We start from the raw sequence: 20,178 nt of genomic DNA, 5'->3' as shown, positions 1-20,178 counted from the left end.
TCAGCTAGCAGCGTAGATTACGCTTCGTCGCCGTGGTGTTGCTGGGTTTCGATGTCCTGCAGCGCTTCGGCAGCTTCGCCAGCCATCGAGGCTTTCTCGGCCAGCAGCAGTGCTTGACGCTCTTCCACTTCCCACGCTTCTTTCTCTTTGCGTGCGCGGTGGAAGGCCAGGCCCGTACCGCCAGGAATCAGACGGCCGACGATGACGTTCTCTTTCAGGCCGCGCAGACCATCGCGCTTGCCCATGATCGCCGCTTCGGTCAGCACGCGGGTGGTTTCCTGGAACGATGCGGCCGAGATGAACGAATCGGTCGACAGCGATGCCTTGGTAATACCCAACAAGACGTTTTCGTAGGTCGCTGGAATCTTGTTCTCAACGGCCATGCGATCGTTCTCGTCCAGCAGTTCCGAACGCTCTACCTGCTCGCCAACGATGTAGTTGGTGTCGCCGGCATTGACGATCTGAACACGGCGCAGCATCTGACGCACGATCACTTCGATGTGCTTGTCATTGATCTTCACGCCTTGCAGACGGTACACGTCTTGCACTTCGTCAACGATGTAACGTGCCAGCGCTTCGATACCCAGCAGGCGCAGGATGTCTTGCGGATCGGCCGGGCCGTCCACGATCATCTCGCCCTTGTTCACGACTTGGCCGTCATGCACCAGCACTTGTTTGTCCTTGGTGATCAAGAACTCATGCTTGTTGCCGTCCATGTCCGTGATTTCCAGACGCTGCTTGCCCTTGGTTTCTTTACCGAACGCAACCGTACCCGTGACTTCCGCCAGCATACCGGCATCTTTCGGCGAGCGCGCTTCGAACAGTTCCGCAACGCGCGGCAGACCACCGGTAATATCGCGCGTTTTTTGCGATTCGGTAGGAATACGTGCCAGCACTTCACCAACCGATACCTGTTGACCGTCCTTGACCATGATCAGCGCGCCGACCTGGAAGCCGATCGCCACCGAGTGTTCGGTGCCGGCGATCTTGACTTCTTCGTTCGCGTCGTTGATCAGCTTGACTTGCGGACGCAACGTTTTCGTCAACGAACCGCGACGTTTCGCATCGATCGCCACCAGGGTGGACAGACCGGTCACTTCATCGACCTGACGGGCAACGGTGACGCCTTCTTCGACGTTCTCGAAACGCACTTGACCGGCGTATTCGGTAATGATCGGACGGGTCAGCGGATCCCACGTTGCCAGGGCCGTACCGGCCTTGATGACCATGCCGTCCTTGACGATCAGGGTCGCACCGTACGGTACTTTATGACGCTCACGCTCACGGCCATGGTCATCGGTGATCAGCACTTCGCCGGAACGGGAAATGACGATTTGCGCGCCCTTGCCGTTCGTCACGTAACGCATGGTTGCCGTGAAGCGGATGGTACCGTTCGACTTGGCTTCCACCGACGATGCCACTGCTGCACGCGATGCCGCACCACCAATGTGGAACGTACGCATGGTCAGCTGGGTACCAGGCTCACCAATCGACTGCGCTGCCACCACACCGACGGCTTCGCCGGCGTTGACCAGCATGCCGCGGCCCAGATCGCGGCCATAGCACTTGGCGCACAGGCCGAAGCGCGTGTCGCAAGTCAGTGGCGTGCGGACCTTGACTTCATCGATGGACAGACGCTCGATCTCTTCGACCATGTCTTCGTCCATCAGGGTGCCGGCTTCGTACAGCGTTTCCTGGGTTTCAGGATTGACGACGTCATGCACCACCACGCGGCCGAGGATACGGTCACGCAACGGTTCGATGACTTCACCACCTTCGACCAGTGCCTTCATGACGGCGCCGTTCATGGTGCCGCAATCGTCCTCGATCACCACCAAGTCTTGCGTCACGTCAACCAGACGACGCGTCAGGTAACCGGAGTTAGCCGTTTTCAGCGCCGTATCGGCCAGACCTTTACGAGCGCCGTGGGTCGAAATGAAGTACTGCAAAACGTTCAGACCTTCGCGGAAGTTCGCGGTAATCGGCGTTTCGATAATCGAGCCATCCGGTTTGGCCATCAGACCACGCATACCGGCCAACTGGCGAATCTGGGCTGCGGAACCGCGCGCGCCGGAGTCGGCCATCATGTAAATGGCGTTGAACGATTCTTGCGTCGACTTGGTGCCGTCGCGGCGGATCACGTCTTCGACTTTGAGCTGGTCCATCATGGCCTTGCCGACTTCATCCGAGGTTTTGCCCCAGATATCGACTACCTTGTTGTAACGCTCGCCGGCGGTCACGAGACCCGAGGCGTATTGCTGTTCGATCTGCTTGACTTCCGATTCGGCCGTCGCGATCAGGGTCACTTTTTGCGGCGGTACCAGCATGTCGTCGACGCAGATCGAGATACCGGCGCGTGTCGCCAGGCGGAAACCCGATTGCATCAGTTTGTCTGCGAACACCACGGTGGCGCGCAGGCCGCACTTGCGGAACGACGTGTTGATCAGCTTGGAAATTTCTTTCTTTTTCAGCGCGCGGTTCAGGACGGAGAACGGCAGGCCTTTCGGCAGAATTTCCGACAGGATCGCACGGCCAATCGTCGTTTCGTAGCGGGTAACCGTTTTCTCGAATTCGCCCGTTTCGGCGTTTTTCGGGTATTCGGTAATACGCACGGTAACGCGGGTCGTCAGTTCGACTTCCTTGTTGTCGTAGGCGCGGATCACTTCCGACACGTCAGGGAACATCATCCCTTCGTTCTTCGCATTGATCGCTTCGCGGGTCGCGTAGTACAGACCCAGCACGATATCCTGGGAAGGAACGATCGATGGTTCGCCGTTCGATGGGAACAGGATGTTGTTCGATGCCAGCATCAGGGTGCGTGCTTCCATCTGCGCTTCGATCGACAGAGGAACGTGGACCGCCATTTGGTCACCGTCAAAGTCGGCGTTGAATGCGGCGCAGACGAGCGGGTGCAGCTGGATGGCCTTGCCTTCAATCAGGACTGGCTCGAACGCCTGGATACCCAGACGGTGCAGCGTAGGTGCGCGGTTCAACATGATCGGATGTTCACGGATCACGTCTTCCAGGATGTCCCACACGACCGGCTCTTGAATCTCGACCAGCTTTTTCGCGGCCTTGATCGTGGTAGCCAGACCCATCAGTTCCAGTTTATTGAAAATGAATGGTTTGAACAGTTCCAGCGCCATCAGTTTCGGCAAGCCGCACTGATGCAGTTTCAATTGCGGGCCCACGACGATGACCGAACGACCGGAGTAATCGACGCGTTTGCCCAGCAAGTTTTGACGGAAACGGCCGCCTTTACCTTTGATCATCTCTGCCAGCGACTTCAGCGGACGCTTGTTGGCGCCGGTCATCGCTTTGCCGCGACGGCCATTGTCCAGCAGCGAATCGACCGCTTCTTGCAGCATGCGCTTTTCGTTGCGCGTGATGATCTCTGGAGCGCGCAGCTCCATCAGGCGTTTCAGACGGTTGTTACGGTTGATGACGCGGCGATACAGATCGTTCAGATCCGAGGTCGCGAAACGGCCACCGTCCAGCGGTACCAGCGGACGCAGTTCTGGCGGCAGCACTGGCAGCACTTCCATGATCATCCAGTCAGGCTTGATGCCCGAACGCTGGAACGCTTCCAGCACTTTCAGGCGCTTGGCGTATTTCTTGATCTTGGCTTCGGATTTCGATTCCTTCAGTTCCACGCGCAGGGTTTCGGCATCGCGGTGGATGTCGATCGAGCGCAGCAGTTCACGGATACCTTCGGCGCCCATGAAGGCGGTGAAGTCGTCGCCGTACTCTTCGTACTTGGCGGCGTAGTCGTCTTCCGACATGATCTGGCACTTCTTCAGCGGGGTCATGCCTGGATCGGTCACGACGTATGCTTCAAAGTACAGCACGCGTTCGATGTCCCGCAGGGTCATGTCCAGGACCATGCCCAGACGCGACGGCAGCGACTTCAGGAACCAGATGTGCGCGGTAGGCGAGGCCAGCTCGATGTGGCCCATGCGCTCGCGGCGCACTTTGGCCAAGGTGACTTCGACGCCGCACTTTTCGCATATCACGCCGCGGTGTTTCAGGCGCTTGTACTTGCCGCACAGGCATTCGTAATCCTTGATCGGGCCAAAGATCTTGGCGCAGAACAGGCCGTCGCGCTCAGGCTTGAAGGTACGGTAGTTGATGGTTTCCGGCTTCTTGACTTCGCCGTAGGACCACGAACGGATTTTCTCAGGCGAAGCGAGACCGATCTTGATTGCATCGAAGGTCTCGTTGGTCTGTACTTGCTTGAATAGATCGAGCAGTGCTTTCATGTATCACTCCAGAGGTGATTAAATTTCTATATTCCTGAGACTACATTGCCCGGCGTGGTTTCCCAGCCGGGCTTTGTGTTTCCCAAACCAAATGACAGGGTGCTGTCGTTTAGTTGCGTTCGAGGTCGATATCGATACCCAGCGAACGGATTTCCTTGACCAGCACGTTGAACGATTCCGGCATGCCGGCGTCGATCACGTGGTCGCCCTTGACGAGGTTCTCGTACACTTTGGTACGGCCATTCACGTCATCGGACTTGACGGTCAACATCTCTTGCAAGACATACGACGCGCCATACGCTTCCAGTGCCCAGACTTCCATCTCACCGAAACGCTGACCACCGAACTGGGCTTTACCGCCCAGTGGCTGTTGCGTCACCAGCGAGTAAGGACCGGTCGAACGCGCATGCATCTTGTCATCGACCAAGTGATGCAGTTTCAGCATGTGCATGACGCCGACAGTGACCTTGCGCTCGAACGCTTCACCGGTGCGACCGTCATACATGGTCACCTGGTTTTTCGAAGCGGTCATGCCCAGGTTCTTGGCGATGTCGTCCGGATACGCCAGGTCCAGCATGCGGCGGATCTCTTCTTCATTGGCGCCGTCGAACACTGGCGTGGCGAATGGAACACCTTTTTTCAGGTTTTCCGCCAGCTTCATGATCTCTTCGTCGTCGAAGTTATCCAGATCTTCCGCGCGGCCATTGTCGTTGTAGATCGTCGTCAGGTACTTGCGCACTTGTTCGACCTTGGTTTGCGCCTTCAGCATTTCGCCGATGCGGATACCCAGACCCTTGGCAGCCCAGCCCAAGTGCGTCTCGAGAATCTGACCAACGTTCATCCGCGAAGGAACGCCCAGCGGGTTCAGCACAACGTCGGCTGGCGTGCCGTCGGCCATGTATGGCATGTCTTCCACAGGAACAATACGGGAAACCACACCCTTGTTACCGTGGCGACCTGCCATCTTGTCGCCCGACTGCAGGCGGCGTTTCACGGCCAGGTACACCTTGACCATTTTTTGCACGCCTGGTTGCAGCTCATCGCCTTGCGTCAGTTTCTTGCGCTTCTCTTCGAAGGCCAGATCGAACTGGTGACGCTTCTCGTTGATCGATTCCTTGATCGCTTCCAGCGCTACCGCTGCATCGTCGTCCGCAGGGCGGATGTCGAACCAGTGGTATTTGTCCAGATCGGCCAGGTAATCCTTGGTGATCTTGGCGCCTTTGGCCAGCTTTTTAGGGCCGCCGTTGACAACTTTGCCGATCAGCATTTTTTCCAGACGCTGGAAGGCATCGCCTTCAACGATACGCATCTGGTCGTTCAGATCCAGACGGAAGCGTTTCAGTTCGTCATCGATAATTTGCTGGGCACGCTTGTCGCGCACGATGCCTTCACGGGTGAAGACTTGCACGTCGATCACGGTACCGATCATGCCCGAAGGCACGCGCAGCGACGTGTCTTTCACGTCCGAAGCTTTTTCGCCGAAAATCGCGCGCAGCAGCTTCTCTTCCGGGGTCAGCTGGGTTTCGCCTTTCGGCGTCACTTTACCAACCAGGGTGTCGCCGGCTTGTACTTCCGCGCCGATGTAGACGATACCGGATTCATCCAGACGAGCCAGCTGGTTTTCAGCCAGGTTCGAGATGTCGCGCGTAATTTCTTCCGCGCCCAGTTTCGTGTCACGAGCAACAACCGACAACTCTTCGATGTGAATCGAGGTGTAGCGGTCGTCCTTGACGACGTTTTCCGAGATCAGGATCGAATCTTCGAAGTTCAGACCATTCCATGGCATGAAGGCCACGGTCATGTTCTGGCCCAGCGCCAATTCACCCAGGTCGGTCGATGCGCCGTCGGCGATCACGTCGCGCTTGGCAACACGGTCGCCCACTTGCACGATAGGACGCTGATTGATGTTGGTGTTCTGGTTCGAACGGGTGTACTTGATCAGGTTGTAGATGTCGACGCCCACTTCACCAGCGGTCGCTTCGTCATCGTTGACGCGAATCACAACACGGCCCGCATCGATGTAATCGACGATACCGCCACGCAGCGCTTGCACGGTGGTGCCCGAGTCGACCGCAACGGTGCGTTCGATACCGGTACCGACCAGCGCTTTTTCCGGACGCAAGCAAGGCACAGCCTGGCGTTGCATGTTGGCGCCCATCAATGCACGGTTTGCATCATCGTGTTCGAGGAACGGAATCAGCGAGGCAGCGACGGAAACGATCTGACCAGGCGCCACGTCCATGTACTGGATGCGCTCTGGGGAGACCAGGATGGTTTCGCCGGCTTCACGGGCCGAGACCAGTTCATCGGACAGCATGCCTTCGTCGTTGATGGTCGCATTCGCCTGAGCGATGATGTAGCGGCCTTCTTCGATGGCGGACAGGTAGTCGATCTGATCGGTAATCTTGGAGCCTTCGACCTTGCGGTACGGGGTTTCCAGGAAGCCGTATTCATTCAGGCGGGCATACAGAGCCAGCGAGTTGATCAGACCAATGTTCGGACCTTCCGGTGTCTCGATCGGGCAGACGCGGCCGTAGTGGGTCGGATGCACGTCGCGCACTTCAAAGCCGGCGCGTTCGCGTGTCAGACCGCCGGGTCCCAGAGCCGATACGCGGCGCTTGTGGGTAATTTCCGACAGAGGATTGGTTTGGTCCATAAACTGCGACAGCTGGGACGAACCGAAGAACTCGCGAATCGCGGCCGAAATCGGCTTCGAGTTGATCAGGTCGTGCGGCATCAGGTTGTCCGCTTCGGCTTGGCCGAGGCGTTCCTTGACGGCGCGCTCAACACGCACCAGGCCGGCGCGGAATTGATTTTCGGCCAGTTCGCCCACGCAACGTACGCGACGGTTACCCAGGTGATCGATATCGTCGACTTCGCCGCGGCCATTGCGCAGTTCCACCAGGATCTTGATCACGGCCAACACGTCTTCGTTCGACAGGGTCATGGCGCCGGTCAGTTCATCGCGGCCAATGCGGCGGTTGAACTTCATGCGGCCCACGGCCGACAGGTCGTAGCGGTCCGAGTTGTAGAACAGGCCATTGAACAGCGCTTCAACGGAGTCTTCCGTTGGCGGTTCGCCTGGACGCATCATGCGGTAGATCGCCACTTTCGCAGCCATCTGATCGGCGGTGTCGTCGATACGCAGGGTTTGCGAGATGTAGGCGCCCTGATCCAGGTCGTTCGTGTACAAAGTCTGGATTTCGGAAATGTTGGCGTCGCGCAGGCGGCCCAACAGATCTTCGGTCAGCTCATCGTTCGCGGAAGCGACGACTTCACCGGTATCGCCATCGACGATGTTCTTCGCCAATACGCGGCCCAGCAGGTAGTCTTCCGGTACGGAAATGTGCTTGATGCCGGCAGCTTCGATATCACGCACGTGTTTCGCGTTGATACGCTTGTCTTTCAGCACCAGGGTCTTGCCCGACTTGTCGACGATGTCGAAACGCGCCACTTCGCCGCGCAGACGCTCGGAGACGAATTCCATTTCCGCGCCTTCGGAGCGCAGGTTGAAATTGTCGAAGACGAAGAAGTTCGCCAGGATTTGCTCATGCGACATGCCGATGGCTTTGAGCAGGATCGTTACTGGCATCTTGCGGCGGCGGTCGACGCGGAAGAACAGGATGTCTTTCGGGTCGAACTCGAAGTCCAGCCACGAACCGCGGTAAGGAATGATACGCGCGGAGAACAGCAGTTTACCGGACGAGTGGGTCTTGCCGCGGTCGTGCTCGAAGAACACGCCAGGCGAACGGTGCAGCTGGGAAACGATAACCCGCTCCGTGCCGTTGATAACAAACGAACCGGTGGTCGTCATGAGCGGCAATTCGCCCATGTAGACTTCCTGTTCCTTCATCTCTTTGACGACGGGCTTGGTTGGCGATTCCTTGTCCAGGATCACCAGGCGCACTTTCGCGCGCAGCGGCGACGCGAACGTCAGGCCACGTTGTTGACATTCTTTGACGTCAAAGGCAGGATCGCCCAGAACGTACGACAAGAATTCGAGACGCGCAAAACCATTGTGCGACACGATAGGGAAAATCGAAGTGAAAGCCGACTGCAGGCCATCATTCTTGCGGCCGGACGGTGCTATGTCCTCTTGCAAGAAGCTATGATAAGACTCGAGCTGGGTCGCCAGCAGGAACGGAACGTGGTGAACGTTGGCGCGCTTCGCGAATGATTTGCGAATGCGTTTCTTCTCAGTAAATGAGTAGTGCATGGACACTCCGTGAGTGACAGAAAGGATAGAAAATTCAGGTTTTGCAAGTGTTCGTTTGCACCGCTGCGTGTGACACAGACGAAACCTCAAGGCTCTGCTTTCCGGCTTGAATCGAATAAAAACTGCTGCTACAACTACATGACAAATACGATGCAGACGACAAAGGAGCCAAAGTCGGATTTCCCCCCTTGCGAGGGGAAACCTCAGACTTTGACTCGGGCGCTAACTGCCGCCGGTACAGATATTACTTGATCGAAGCGGTTGCGCCGGCTTCTACCAGTTTCTTCTGTGCTGCTTCAGCGTCAGCTTTCGACACTGCTTCTTTCACAGTTTTTGGTGCGCCATCGACCAGGTCTTTAGCTTCTTTCAAGCCCAGGCCGGTGATTTCGCGAACTGCTTTAATAACGCCAACTTTGTTTGCGCCGAAGGTGTCAAGGATGACGTTGAATTCGGTTTGTTCTTCAGCAGCTGCTGCTGGGCCTGCTGCAGGACCGGCCGAAGCCATTGCTGCTGCGGACACGCCGAATTTTTCTTCGAATGCTTTAACCAGGTCGTTCAGGTCCATTACGGACATGGCGCTAACTGCTTCCAGGATATCGTCTTTGCTAATTGCCATTTTGAAACTCCTAAATTTATTACGTTAGTTACATCAGATTGGTACTGAGAGAAAAAAGCGCGCGCAATTAAGCGGCTGCTGGGGCTTCTTCTGCTGCTGCTTCTGCAGGAGCTTCGGCGCCTTCGCCTTTTTTCGCTGCCAGGGCAGCCAGACCACGTGCAAAGCCCGAAACCGGAGCCAGCATAACGCCCAACAACTGCGAAATGAGGACTTCACGGCTAGGAATGCTCGCCAACGCGGTGACAGCAGCTGTATCCAGCGGCTTGCCTGCGTAGTTACCTGCTTTGATGACCAGTTTGTCGTTGGTTTTAGCGAAGTCAGCGATGACTTTAGCTGCTGCAACGGCATCGGCCGAGATCGAGTAGATCAACGGGCCGGTCATGGCATCTGCCAGGCTGGCGAATGCGGTACCTTCAACGGAGCGACGAGCCAGAGTGTTTTTCAACACACGCAGGTACACGCCTTGGGCACGCGCTTTAGCACGCAGTTGCGTCAAGTGACCAACCTGGATGCCACGATATTCGGCCACGACGATCGTTTGCGCATTTGCTACTTGTGCGGAAACTTCGGCGACGACGGCCTTTTTGTCATTCAGATTGAGACTCACGGTCAACCTCCTTAAATGATGTTCGGCAATCACAACCGAGTGGTTGAGCGCCTTGCATCGGTTCGAACACGGCGTCCGAAGTCAAGAAGTACTAAACTGAGCGGATGGATTCACGCAGCATGAGGACTACAAAACTTGTTCGGGTACACCATCTGCGTTGGGCACTTGCCGTTGCCGGCAAGCCTATTAACCTTCTGCATGTGCGATCACAGTCGGCCCAACGGTCTTTGATTGTCTGCCTGCCTGGTGCGAACACCGGACAGACAGCCCAAAGATGCGCCCGCAGCGCCCGAAGGCGCTACAGGACTTGATTCTGTTACTTAAGCTGCCAGGCTAGCCTGATCAACACGGACGCCAGCGCCCATGGTCGACGACAGCGAAACTTTGCGCAGGTACACGCCTTTGCTCGATGCTGGCTTGGCTTTGTTCAGTGCGTCGATCAGTGCGACCAGATTCGACTTCAGATCTGCGTCAGCGAACGATTTACGGCCGATGGTAGCGTGGATGATACCGGATTTGTCGGTACGGTACTGAACTTGACCAGCTTTCGCGTTTTTCACGGCGGTAGCGACGTCAGGAGTAACAGTGCCAACTTTCGGGTTAGGCATCATGCCGCGTGGGCCCAGGATCTGACCCAGGGTACCAACGATACGCATGGTATCTGGCGAAGCGATAACGATGTCGAAAGGCATGTCGCCGGCTTTGATCTGCTCAGCCAGGTCTTCCATACCAACGATGTCGGCGCCAGCTGCTTTGGCCGCTTCCGCTTTTTCGCCCGACGCGAATACAGCCACGCGTACGGTTTTGCCGGTACCAGCTGGCAGCACGACGGAGCCGCGCACCACTTGGTCGGATTTCTTAGGATCAACACCCAGTTGTACCGATACGTCGATCGATTCATTGAACTTGGCCGTTGCGCACTCTTTGATCAGAGCGACAGCGTTGTCGAAAGCGTACACTTTGGTACGGTCGACTTTGGCTTTCAAAGCCTTGATACGTTTGGATAACTTAGCCATTATACAACACCTTCCACCGTGATACCAATCGAACGAGCGGAACCAGCGATGGTGCGTACAGCAGCATCCATGTCGGCAGCGGTCAGATCAGGGGTTTTCAATTTAGCGATTTCTTCAGCTTGTGCGCGGGTCAGCGTACCGACTTTGTCGGTATGTGGCTTCGGCGAACCTTTGGTGATCGCAGCAGCTTTTTTGATCAGGTAGGTTGCTGGAGGCGTCTTCATCACGAAGGTGAAGGACTTGTCAGCGAACGCGGTGATCACGACTGGAATCGGCATGCCTGGCTCCAGACCTTGGGTCTGTGCATTGAAGGCCTTGCAGAATTCCATGATGTTCAGACCACGTTGACCCAGAGCTGGACCGATTGGTGGGGATGGGTTTGCTTTACCAGCTGGCACTTGCAGCTTGATAAAACCAATGATTTTCTTTGCCATGATGGCTCCTATCTTGGATTGAGTAGTAGCGCCCCGCCGATCCTACCCTGGCGGGGCTCCTCTGACCGGATTTCGCTGAGACTGCCGCGACGCTCCTGGTGGCGCTGATACAACTTAAACTTTTTCGACCTGGCCGAATTCGAGCTCTACCGGAGTAGCGCGGCCGAAAATGGTGACCGAGACGCGTACTTTGGATTTCTCGTAGTTGACTTCTTCGACATTGCCGTTGAAGTCGGTGAACGGACCATCCTTGATGCGGACTTGCTCGCCCACTTCGTACAAGGTTTTTGGACGGGGCTTTTCAACACCTTCCTGCATCTGCTTCATGATGCCGTCGATTTCGCGCGCGGAGATCGGCGTCGGCTTGTTCGACTTGCCACCAATGAAACCGGTAACCTTGCTGGTGTTCTTGACCAAGTGCCAGCTCTCGTCCGTCATTTCCATTTCAACCAGCACATAGCCAGGATAGAAACGACGTTCGGTGACGGACTTCACACCATTTTTGACTTCGACAACTTCTTCGATCGGCACCAGGATCTGGCCGAACTGGTCTTGCATGCCCGCGCGCTCGATGCGCTCGGTCAGTGCGCGCATGACGCTTTTTTCCATGCCGGAATAAGCATGCACGACATACCAGCGCTTGCTGCTGACTGGCACGCTCAGCGCTGCACCAGTGTCCGCTACCGGAGCGTCGCCCGGAACGGACTCGTCCGCCGCTTCATCATGCACATTTTCGCTCATTATTTTTTCCAACCCAGAATTACGTCATACAACAAAAACTCGAGCAATTTATCCGTGCCCCACAGGAAAATCGCCATGACCAGCACAAAGGCAAACACGATCGCAGTAATCTGCGTGGCTTCTTTGCGGGTAGGCCAAACGACTTTCTTGGTTTCGCGCACAGCTTCTTTGGCGAAATTGAGAAATTCACGGCCGGTCGTCGAGATATACAAGAGCGCAACAGCAATAACCAAACCAGCCACAAGCGCGCTTGCACGCACCAGAGCTGGTTGGCCTGCCAGGTAATAAAACCCGACTACTCCTGCAATCGCAGCCACTATTGCCAGCGCGACTTTTATCTTGTCACTCGACGTGCTAACGGTTTGCACGGATTGATTTGACATTTTTCTACTTTCGGTGCCCTGCACCTTGACGGTGGCAGGGACGGAGGGCATCGAACCCCCAACCTTCGGTTTTGGAGACCGACGCTCTGCCAATTGAGCTACGTCCCTACGTAAAACTTTCGAGGAGTGCTATTCTACCACCCAGGACGCCCCGGGTGGAAGCATAACATTTCCTTATGCGAGGATTTTTGCAACCACGCCGGCGCCGACGGTACGGCCGCCTTCACGGATAGCGAAGCGCAGACCTTCTTCCATCGCGATCGGGTTGATCAGCTTGACGGTGATCGACACGTTATCGCCTGGCATGACCATTTCTTTGTCTGCTGGCAACTCGATCGAACCAGTTACGTCCGTCGTGCGGAAGTAGAACTGTGGACGATAGTTGTTGAAGAATGGCGTATGACGGCCGCCTTCGTCTTTCGACAGAACATAGATCTCACCGGTGAAGTGTGCATGCGGCTTGATCGAGCCTGGCTTGGCCAGAACTTGACCACGTTGCACGTCTTCACGCTTGGTGCCGCGCAGCAGCAGACCAACGTTGTCGCCTGCTTGACCTTGGTCCAGCAGTTTGCGGAACATTTCCACGCCGGTGCAAGTCGTTTTGACGGTATCGGTGATACCAACGATTTCGATCTCTTCGCCGACTTTAACAATGCCGCGCTCGATACGACCGGTCACAACGGTACCGCGACCCGAGATCGAGAACACGTCTTCCACTGGCATCAGGAAAGCACCGTCAACAGCGCGCTCTGGCGTTGGGATGTAAGCATCCAGCGCATCGGCCAGACGCAGAACCGCGTCAACGCCCATTTCGCCTTCTTTGCCTTCCAGCGCCATACGTGCCGAACCTTTGATGATAGGCAGGTCGTCGCCTGGGAATTCGTACTTCGACAACAGCTCGCGCACTTCCATTTCAACCAGTTCCAGCAGCTCTGCGTCGTCGACCAGGTCGCACTTGTTCAGGAACACGATGATGTATGGAACGCCAACTTGGCGGGCCAGCAGGATGTGTTCGCGGGTCTGTGGCATTGGGCCGTCAGCTGCGGAGCACACCAGGATCGCGCCGTCCATCTGGGCAGCACCGGTAATCATGTTTTTGATGTAATCGGCGTGGCCTGGGCAGTCAACGTGCGCGTAGTGACGCGTTTCCGTTTCGTACTCGACGTGAGCGGTGTTAATCGTGATACCGCGCGCTTTTTCTTCTGGTGCTGCATCGATCTGGTCGTATGCTTTAGCTTCGCCGCCGAATTTCTTCGACAGAACCGTTGCGATTGCAGCGGTCAGCGTGGTTTTACCGTGGTCGACGTGGCCGATGGTGCCGACGTTGACGTGCGGCTTGGTCCGTTCGAATTTACCTTTTGCCATTTTGAACTCCTAATGATTTGATTAGATTGCTCAGGCACACGCCCGACGGTCTGGTTTGAATTGCTTCTGTGCTGCCTGCTGCGAATTCTGGTGCCCTTGACGTGGATCGAACACGTGGCCTCTCCCTTACCAAGGGAGTGCTCTACCACTGAGCTACAAGGGCTGTAATTTGTTGCATGCGATGCATCAAGCATCTGAACGGAAACTGGAGCGGGTGAAGGGAATCGAACCCTCGTCGTAAGCTTGGAAGGCTTCTGCTCTACCATTGAGCTACACCCGCGAGGTATCGTTCACTTTATCTTCACTTGCTTTTTGCTACTACCCAGTTTTCCTTGCAAAAACTTGGTGGAGGGGGCTGGATTCGAACCAGCGTACTCATAGAGAACAGATTTACAGTCTGTCGCCTTTAACCACTCGGCCACCCCTCCGCGGGAACCGCAGAGTATGAAGCATCTACTCACAACTGTCAACCTTATTTACTGATGCCTGACTGCTGCATTTGCGTATAAAGAAGAAGTTGGCTGCTTCGGGGCGTGATTATAAGCTCCCGATTTGAGAATGTGCAAGGGTTGGCGAGAAAAAGTCTTCTTTTTTTGGATTTTTTTTATCGCCCCTGCCGGGAAGCCGCATTTTTCCGTCATTCGCCCCGCATTTCCCCCTTTAGCGGGCATCAGGCGGATGCATCCAGGAGATGCCCAAAGGCTTATATTTGCGCAACAACTGCTGATGCAGGCCCGACAGCACGGGCAATTTGGGATTGCGCGGGTCCAGGCGGCGCACGCCGGCGATAAACGTCAGCGCCTGCTGTCCCATGCGTTCATCCCATCCCTCGTGCTCCAGGCATTTCAGCACGGCCACGGCCGCATTGAAGACCACTTGCGGATTATCGGGCAAGCGCGTGACGGCTTCGCCCATCAGGTCGACGGCGCCGCGGAAATCGCCCTCTCCCGCCCTGGCTGCGCCTGCCGCCACCATGGCGGCCACTTCCTGGCGGCTTTGCCGCGCCAGCGCCTTGGCCAGCTCTTCGCGTCCCGCCTGTTCAAACACGGCCATGGCGCGCGTCATGGCGGCGCTGTCGGGCGCGTTGCGCATGACTTCGCGCATCACCTCGGCCGCCCCATCCTCGCGCCCATGCGCCAGGCAATGGCGCGCCAGTTCCGTTTTCAGCATGGTCGAGCCGCCCACGCTGTGGCGGTTGGCGGCCAGCGCCGCGTCCAGCGATTGCTGCAGGCGCTCCTCGTTGCCCGTATGCGCATGCAGCATGGCGCTGCACAGGGCGCTGCACAGTTCCGCATTCTTTTGTCCGCCCATCGACTTGTCGAGGTCGCGGATCACGGCGCCCGCCTGCAGCGGGTCGCCCTTGCGCACCAGGGTCTGCACCAGGCGCACATGGTCTTCCGGGTCGCGGAATTCCGAATACTTGGCCTTGCTGACCACCAATTTGAGGGATTTTTCCGCCATCTCGATATCGTCGGCCGCCAGGGCCGCCTCACCCAGACGGCGCAAGCGGCGCACGGCATGCGGCGACAGGGCCACCGCTACACTCAGGGCCTCCTGCGCCAGGTCCGGCTTGCCTTGCGCCAGATGCGTGCGCGCCAGCCAGTCATACGCGTCGAGAAAACGCTTGTTGTTTTCCAGCAGCCCTTCCAGCGTGCCCTGCGCCGCTTCGTATTCCCCCAGCAGGAACTGCGTCTTGGCCTGCCCCAGACGCGCCCAGCCGATGGACTTGGCCTGGTACAGGCCCGCGTAGATCGGTTCGGCGTCGGCCGCCTCGCCCAGCAGCAAATGCAGTTCCGCGCGCAGGCGCAGGAAATCGGTGGCATAACGGGGATACAGGCTGGCGCCCTCGGCGCAGGCGGCAATCGCCGCGCGCTCATTGCCCACGTCGATCAGTTCATACACGGGCACGAAGGCATTGCGCTTGTCCAGCGCGCGGCCGATGCGCTCGAGCATGTTGTCAGCGGTAAAAGGTTTGAGGATGTAATCGGTGGGCAGCAGTTCGACGGCGCTGACCACCTTGGCGAAGCTGCCTTCGCCCGTGACCATGAAGAACATGGTCGAGGCATGCATCAATTTGTGGTGGCGCAAGTCTTCCAGCATCTGCTGGCCATCCTGCCCGCCGTCGAGATCGTATTCGCACAGGATCAGATCATACGATTTGCTGCCCAGCATGCGGATCGCCTGGCCGGAACTGGCCGCGTCATCGATCTTCGCCAGGCCGCACAGGTTGAGCATATTGTGCAGGCTGGCGCGCATGCCCGGATGCGGCTCGATGATCAGCGCGCTGAGGCCCTTGAGTTCTTTCATGTCGTGATGTCCGAAAACTCCGCGGCGCGCCACACTGGTGCGTGGCGCCAGCCAGCATGAGGCTGCCGAGTATATGACGGCGCCGCGCGCAAGGGAATGGCGGCGTGCCGAAAAATGCCAACGAAGTGGCGGCTCAAGCGCTGGCGTGCTCCGGATGCCACAGTTGCGGCTCGTGGTCGATCAGCTCCAGCAGCGCCGTCACCACTTCCGGATCGAACTGGCTGCCGCTGCGCTGCTCGATGTATTCGCGCACCTGCGGATACGGCCACGGCTCCTTGTACGGCCGCTCGTGCAGCAAGGCGTCAAAAACATCGACCACGGCAACGATGCGCGCGGCCACGGGAATGTCGCGCCCTTTCAGGCCGTTCGGATAACCGGCGCCATCGAAGTGTTCGTGGTGGCCGCCGGCGATCTGCGCGCCATACGTCAGGTAGCTGACGCCGTCGACCATGTTGGCGGCCCGTTCCAATATGCTGCGACCGACGCCGGCGTGCAGCTGCATCTGCGCCCGTTCCTCATCCGTATGCTTGCCCGGCTTGAGCAGCACGGCATCCGGCGTGGCCACCTTGCCCACGTCGTGCAGAATGCTGGCCAGGCCGATCATGTCGAGCAGCTGCGGGCTGAGCTCGTCGGCGTACACGCCGCGCTGCTGCATGCGCCGGGCGATGGCGTCGGACAACAGCTGCACGCGCCGCACGTGGCCGCCCGTGTCGCTGTCGCGGAACTCGGCCAGGTCGGCCAGCGCCACCACGGTCGCTTCCTGCGCCTTGCGCAGCTGGCCGAACATGTACAGGTTGTCGAAGGCGGCGGCGATGCGCTGGCAAAACACTTCCAGCAGATCGCGCTGGATCTGCGCCAGCGGCCACGGCGGCGTAACGGAAATGGCCAGCTCGCGGTTGCCTTCCGTATGAATGAACAGCACATTGGCCGGATGCTCGAACTGGCTGCGCTTTTCCGCGAACGCCTTGGCGATGGTGGGCGTGAGGGCATGGTCGGCCGGCAAGGCTTCCGCTTCGGCCAGCACGGCATACGTGCCCGTGGCGGCGACCACCTCGGGCCGCCCGGCGCCGCCCTGCATCAGGCACAGCACGCCGTCGGCGCCTACGTCGAGGATGGCGCTGACCTGGTTCAGCACGCCGGAAGCGAATTCGCGCAGGGAATGGATCTGGTACAGATTGGTGGCGCCGGCGAGGATCTTGCCCAGGCCGATGCGGCTGCGTTCGAGCATCATCAGGCTCTCGTAGGCGCGCAGGGCCGAAATGACGGTGGTAAACAGCTTTTGCGTCGTCAGTTCCGTCTTGGCCTTGTAATCGTTGATGTCGTATTCGATGATGACGCGCTGCTCGGGCGCCTGGCCCGGCTGGCCCGTGCGCAGCACGACGCGCACGATGGAGTTGTTCAGGTCGGCGCGGATGCGCTTGGCGAGGATCAGGCCCGCATCATCCGTTTCCATCACCACGTCGAGCAGCACCAGCGCGATATCGGGCGTGTCGCGCAGGATCTCGTACCCTTCACGGCCGCTGTAGGCGGAAAACAGTTCCAGTTCACGCCCCTTGAAACTGACATTGCGCAGCGCCAGCCGCGTGACCGCATGCACATCGACGTCGTCATCGACGATCAGGACACGCCACAGGCGCTGGTCGGGCGCGGCCAGCCCGGCAGGACTGGCCACCGGCTCATCTTCGTCGAGCAGCCAGTTATCATCTGCATCGGCTTTGAGGTCGGTCATGAATACTCCTAATGGATAAGTTCGATGTGGACGCTGCGTTGACGCCTATCAAGCATAATCAGATTAGATGCTGCTTACAACAGGATTCTGCGTACCGCCTTCGCTGGCGGACGGCGACGAGGCCGAGGCGCCGCTGCGCGTGGCGCCGCCGCAATTGTCCTGGCCTGGCCCGACGGCCTGGTAGCGCACTTCATACTTGCCCGCGCTGAGCTGCTCCACCAGCAGCTTGTCGTACGCGAGGATATACAGGTAGCGCACGTTCGAGCGCCGCTCCGTGTCATACAGCTTGACGAACACGGGCGCGGCATTGCCGCTGTTGTCGATGCTCACGGCCAGTTCATCCCCCTTGTTACCAATCGGGAAACCATCGACATAGCCGGAATGGGCCGGCCAGGGTTCGCCATTCGGCGCCACCAGCGATGGGGACTCGGCTTTGCCGGCCCCATCACAGGCGGGCGGGACGCCTTTCAGGCTCAGCTGGGACACGGCCAGCACGCGGATCTCGGGCGTCTTCGCTTGCGGGGGTTCGGGCGCATACGGCTTGCCCACGGCCCAGCTATCGACGGCCACGGCCTCGCCTTTCGATGGCGACGAGGCGGCACTGGCCGCAGACGTGGCTGTTTCCGCATGGGGCTGGGCGCCGTCGCGGGCCAGGCCGCTCCAGGCCGACGCCAGCGCGGCAGGCACGGGCTGCGACGTATCGAGCATCAGCAAGGCGCCCAGCCAGCCCAGCAGCAGGCAGACTAGCAAACTCAGCCACCAGCGCCAGTTGCGCCAGACGGGTTGCAAGCCGCGCCGCGCCTTGCCCTTCGGCGGCGGCACATCCTGCGCCCACGTGTGTTCATGCGGCTGGGCATGGCCTTTCGCGCGGCCATCGCGGCTCTTGCCTTCTTCCTGGTGGGTGCTTTCCAGCCATTCGATTTCCCACTCCTCGGCGGCGATCCACTCGTCGTGTTCCTTGCGGCGCTGGGGATCGGACAAGGTGCCATAGGCGCTGTTGAGGATCGCCATGATGCGGGCGGCCTTTTCGTCGCCGGGATTCTTGTCCGGGTGGTATTTCTGGCTGAGGGCTTTGTACGCGGCACGTATGACTTCCTGCGGCGCCAGGCGCGCCACTTTCAGGTTGTCATAGTGTGTGTGTATCTTTCCCATCGTTCTATCTTGAAATCGGTGCGCGGCGACGGGTTCTTGCAGGATGGAACCGTGCTGTGTCGGTCATCATATACGATATGACAAGATAATAACCACTGGCGGACAGGAAATTGCAGGGCGGCACTGCCCTGCCTTGATATTGCGGGCGCTTACAGGCGGTGACTGCGGTCGCTGGACAACAGCGCTTCCGGCAACGCCACCTGGTGCCCCACCACCAGCACCTTGAACAATTCACCCATCTCGGCCGGCGACACCAGCTTTTGCACGGCGCTGGCTTGCGGCAAATAAGTCTTGACCTGCTGCGGATCGGTGCGCAGCAGCAAATCGCCGAGGCCCGCGCCCAGCAGGAAGGACGCCTGGTTCATATAGGCGAGCACGTCAAGGCCGGCATCCTGCGCCGCCACCGCCATGGCCGTAAAGTCGACGTGGGCCGTGATGTCCTGCAAACCGGGCAGATAAAACGGTTCCGCGTGGGCATGATGGCGGTAATGGCACATCAGGGTGCCCGTGGCGCGCAAGTCCAGGTAATACTCGTGCGCAGGAAAACCGTAATCGAACAGCACGGCCGCGCCGCCCTTGCCATTGGTCAGCATGCGCGCCAGCGAGCGCATGAAGCCGCAGGCCACGCCATGAATTTCCGTGACATAGCCGACCGGCAAGGCATCGGCGTCCGGCACCTGGGCGGCGATCTGCGCGGCCACGTCATCGCCGGCAAGCCGTTCGACAAACACGAACTGGCCGTCGGCAATGCTGACGTCGAGTTCGCACCAGCCGGCAGGCGTCTTGCTGATCAGGTTGACGGGCATGGCGTCGAGCACTTCATTGCCGAACACGGCGCCCTCGAAACTGTCGGGGAAACCGTCGAGCCACACCACTTGCGGGAAGCCGGCCAGCGCCAGCTCCTGGCGCGCGCGCAATTCGCCGGACAATTCGACGATCGCATACTGTTCAATGGCGATGCCGGCCTGCGCCGCTTCCGTCAGGATATCGCAGGCCAGCTTGCCCGTGCCGGCGCCGAATTCGAGGATGCGGGGGGCCGTTTGCGCCATAATAGCGGCTGCCACATGGGCCAGGGTGGCGCCGAACAGGGGCGAAATCTCCGGCGCGGTTGTAAAATCGCCATCTTTGCCCAGCTTGGCGGCGCCGCCGCTGTAATAGCCGAGGTCAGGCGCATACAGCGCCAGCTCCATGAAGCGGACAAAGGGAATGGCGCCGTCATTGCGCGCGATTTCGGCGGCAATCTGGTGCTGCAAGGCATGGGACGCGGCCAGCGCGTCGCTATCGGGTGCGGGAAGAGACATTCCCGCATTGTAGCGAATCGGCGGCGCATGCCGCCAGTGTGGCGTCCACCGA

At 58.6% G+C, this 20,178-nt stretch carries 13 protein-coding genes and 4 tRNA genes; all 17 read right to left on the bottom strand.

What is annotated here, in order from left to right; genetic code table 11:
* Window positions 1-17 precede the first annotated feature (17 nt).
* On the bottom strand, window positions 18-4,259 hold the full coding sequence (gene rpoC, locus HWE17_RS02020; protein WP_034753138.1) for a DNA-directed RNA polymerase subunit beta': 4,242 nt from the start codon (window positions 4,257-4,259) through the stop codon (window positions 18-20).
* Between the two features lie 109 nt (window positions 4,260-4,368).
* The gene (gene rpoB / locus HWE17_RS02015; RefSeq protein ID WP_099401261.1) at window positions 4,369-8,475 is read right to left on the bottom strand and encodes a DNA-directed RNA polymerase subunit beta; all 4,107 of its coding nucleotides are present in this window, start codon (window positions 8,473-8,475) and stop codon (window positions 4,369-4,371) included.
* Between the two features lie 244 nt (window positions 8,476-8,719).
* Window positions 8,720-9,091: a 50S ribosomal protein L7/L12 gene (gene rplL, locus HWE17_RS02010; RefSeq protein WP_034753136.1), complete on the bottom strand. Its 372-nt coding sequence runs from the start codon at window positions 9,089-9,091 to the stop codon at window positions 8,720-8,722.
* Between the two features lie 67 nt (window positions 9,092-9,158).
* Window positions 9,159-9,698 carry a 50S ribosomal protein L10 gene (gene rplJ, locus HWE17_RS02005; protein ID WP_034753621.1) on the bottom strand — a complete coding sequence of 180 codons (540 nt, stop codon included), beginning with the start codon at window positions 9,696-9,698 and terminating at the stop codon, window positions 9,159-9,161.
* A 320-nt stretch (window positions 9,699-10,018) separates the two neighbouring features.
* A complete protein-coding gene (gene rplA, locus HWE17_RS02000) occupies window positions 10,019-10,714 on the bottom strand; it encodes a 50S ribosomal protein L1 (protein ID WP_034753134.1) in 696 nt (231 codons plus the stop codon).
* Window positions 10,714-11,148: a 50S ribosomal protein L11 gene (gene rplK, locus HWE17_RS01995; RefSeq protein WP_034753131.1), complete on the bottom strand. Its 435-nt coding sequence runs from the start codon at window positions 11,146-11,148 to the stop codon at window positions 10,714-10,716. Before rplK ends, rplA begins: the two co-directional genes overlap by 1 nt.
* A 114-nt stretch (window positions 11,149-11,262) precedes the next feature.
* A complete protein-coding gene (gene nusG / locus HWE17_RS01990) occupies window positions 11,263-11,889 on the bottom strand; it encodes a transcription termination/antitermination protein NusG (protein WP_034753130.1) in 627 nt (208 codons plus the stop codon).
* Window positions 11,889-12,272: a preprotein translocase subunit SecE gene (gene secE / locus HWE17_RS01985; RefSeq protein WP_035823944.1), complete on the bottom strand. Its 384-nt coding sequence runs from the start codon at window positions 12,270-12,272 to the stop codon at window positions 11,889-11,891. The genes nusG and secE overlap by 1 nt, the downstream gene beginning before the upstream one ends.
* Before the next feature lie 32 nt (window positions 12,273-12,304).
* Window positions 12,305-12,380 (bottom strand) — tRNA-Trp (locus tag HWE17_RS01980).
* Window positions 12,381-12,446: 66 nt separating this feature from the next.
* Window positions 12,447-13,637, bottom strand: coding sequence for an elongation factor Tu (gene tuf, locus HWE17_RS01975; RefSeq protein WP_034753125.1), 1,191 nt, complete (start codon window positions 13,635-13,637; stop codon window positions 12,447-12,449).
* 88 nt (window positions 13,638-13,725) lie between these two features.
* Window positions 13,726-13,800: transfer RNA gene (locus HWE17_RS01970), tRNA-Thr, on the bottom strand.
* A 43-nt stretch (window positions 13,801-13,843) separates the two neighbouring features.
* Window positions 13,844-13,917, bottom strand: a tRNA-Gly gene (locus HWE17_RS01965).
* Between the two features lie 63 nt (window positions 13,918-13,980).
* A tRNA-Tyr gene (locus HWE17_RS01960) sits at window positions 13,981-14,065 on the bottom strand.
* A gap of 232 nt (window positions 14,066-14,297) precedes the next feature.
* Window positions 14,298-15,944 (bottom strand): tetratricopeptide repeat-containing response regulator, encoded by a 1,647-nt coding sequence (locus HWE17_RS01955; RefSeq protein ID WP_176387659.1) that lies wholly within the window; start codon window positions 15,942-15,944, stop codon window positions 14,298-14,300.
* Between the two features lie 133 nt (window positions 15,945-16,077).
* The gene (locus HWE17_RS01950) at window positions 16,078-17,673 is read right to left on the bottom strand and encodes a DUF3369 domain-containing protein (RefSeq protein WP_099401259.1); all 1,596 of its coding nucleotides are present in this window, start codon (window positions 17,671-17,673) and stop codon (window positions 16,078-16,080) included.
* A gap of 63 nt (window positions 17,674-17,736) precedes the next feature.
* Entirely contained in the window at window positions 17,737-18,825 is a 1,089-nt protein-coding gene (locus HWE17_RS01945) for a J domain-containing protein (RefSeq protein ID WP_176387658.1), read from the bottom strand.
* A gap of 149 nt (window positions 18,826-18,974) precedes the next feature.
* Window positions 18,975-20,126, bottom strand: coding sequence for a class I SAM-dependent methyltransferase (locus tag HWE17_RS01940; RefSeq protein ID WP_176387657.1), 1,152 nt, complete (start codon window positions 20,124-20,126; stop codon window positions 18,975-18,977).
* Window positions 20,127-20,178: the final 52 nt, after the last annotated feature.

It is taken from the genome of Janthinobacterium sp. BJB401, assembly GCF_013372745.1.
GTDB classification, from domain to species: domain Bacteria; phylum Pseudomonadota; class Gammaproteobacteria; order Burkholderiales; family Burkholderiaceae_D; genus Janthinobacterium; species Janthinobacterium rivuli.
The sequence above is the reverse complement of the archived record's forward strand: the minus strand, read 5'-3'. Positions and strand labels throughout refer to the sequence as shown.

Bases quoted from the DNA above. Each gene is read 5' to 3' on its own strand.
- HWE17_RS01950 (WP_099401259.1), bottom strand. From the start codon at position 17,673: ATGACCGACCTCAAAGCCGATGCAGATGATAACTGGCTGCTCGACGAA.
- rpoB (WP_099401261.1), bottom strand. From the start codon at position 8,475: ATGCACTACTCATTTACTGAGAAGAAACGCATTCGCAAATCATTCGCG.
- tuf (WP_034753125.1), bottom strand. From the start codon at position 13,637: ATGGCAAAAGGTAAATTCGAACGGACCAAGCCGCACGTCAACGTCGGC.
- secE (WP_035823944.1), bottom strand. From the start codon at position 12,272: ATGTCAAATCAATCCGTGCAAACCGTTAGCACGTCGAGTGACAAGATA.
- HWE17_RS01955 (WP_176387659.1), bottom strand. From the start codon at position 15,944: ATGAAAGAACTCAAGGGCCTCAGCGCGCTGATCATCGAGCCGCATCCG.
- rpoC (WP_034753138.1), bottom strand. From the start codon at position 4,259: ATGAAAGCACTGCTCGATCTATTCAAGCAAGTACAGACCAACGAGACC.
- rplL (WP_034753136.1), bottom strand. From the start codon at position 9,091: ATGGCAATTAGCAAAGACGATATCCTGGAAGCAGTTAGCGCCATGTCC.
- HWE17_RS01940 (WP_176387657.1), bottom strand. From the start codon at position 20,126: ATGTCTCTTCCCGCACCCGATAGCGACGCGCTGGCCGCGTCCCATGCC.
- nusG (WP_034753130.1), bottom strand. From the start codon at position 11,889: ATGAGCGAAAATGTGCATGATGAAGCGGCGGACGAGTCCGTTCCGGGC.
- rplK (WP_034753131.1), bottom strand. From the start codon at position 11,148: ATGGCAAAGAAAATCATTGGTTTTATCAAGCTGCAAGTGCCAGCTGGT.
- HWE17_RS01945 (WP_176387658.1), bottom strand. From the start codon at position 18,825: ATGGGAAAGATACACACACACTATGACAACCTGAAAGTGGCGCGCCTG.
- rplA (WP_034753134.1), bottom strand. From the start codon at position 10,714: ATGGCTAAGTTATCCAAACGTATCAAGGCTTTGAAAGCCAAAGTCGAC.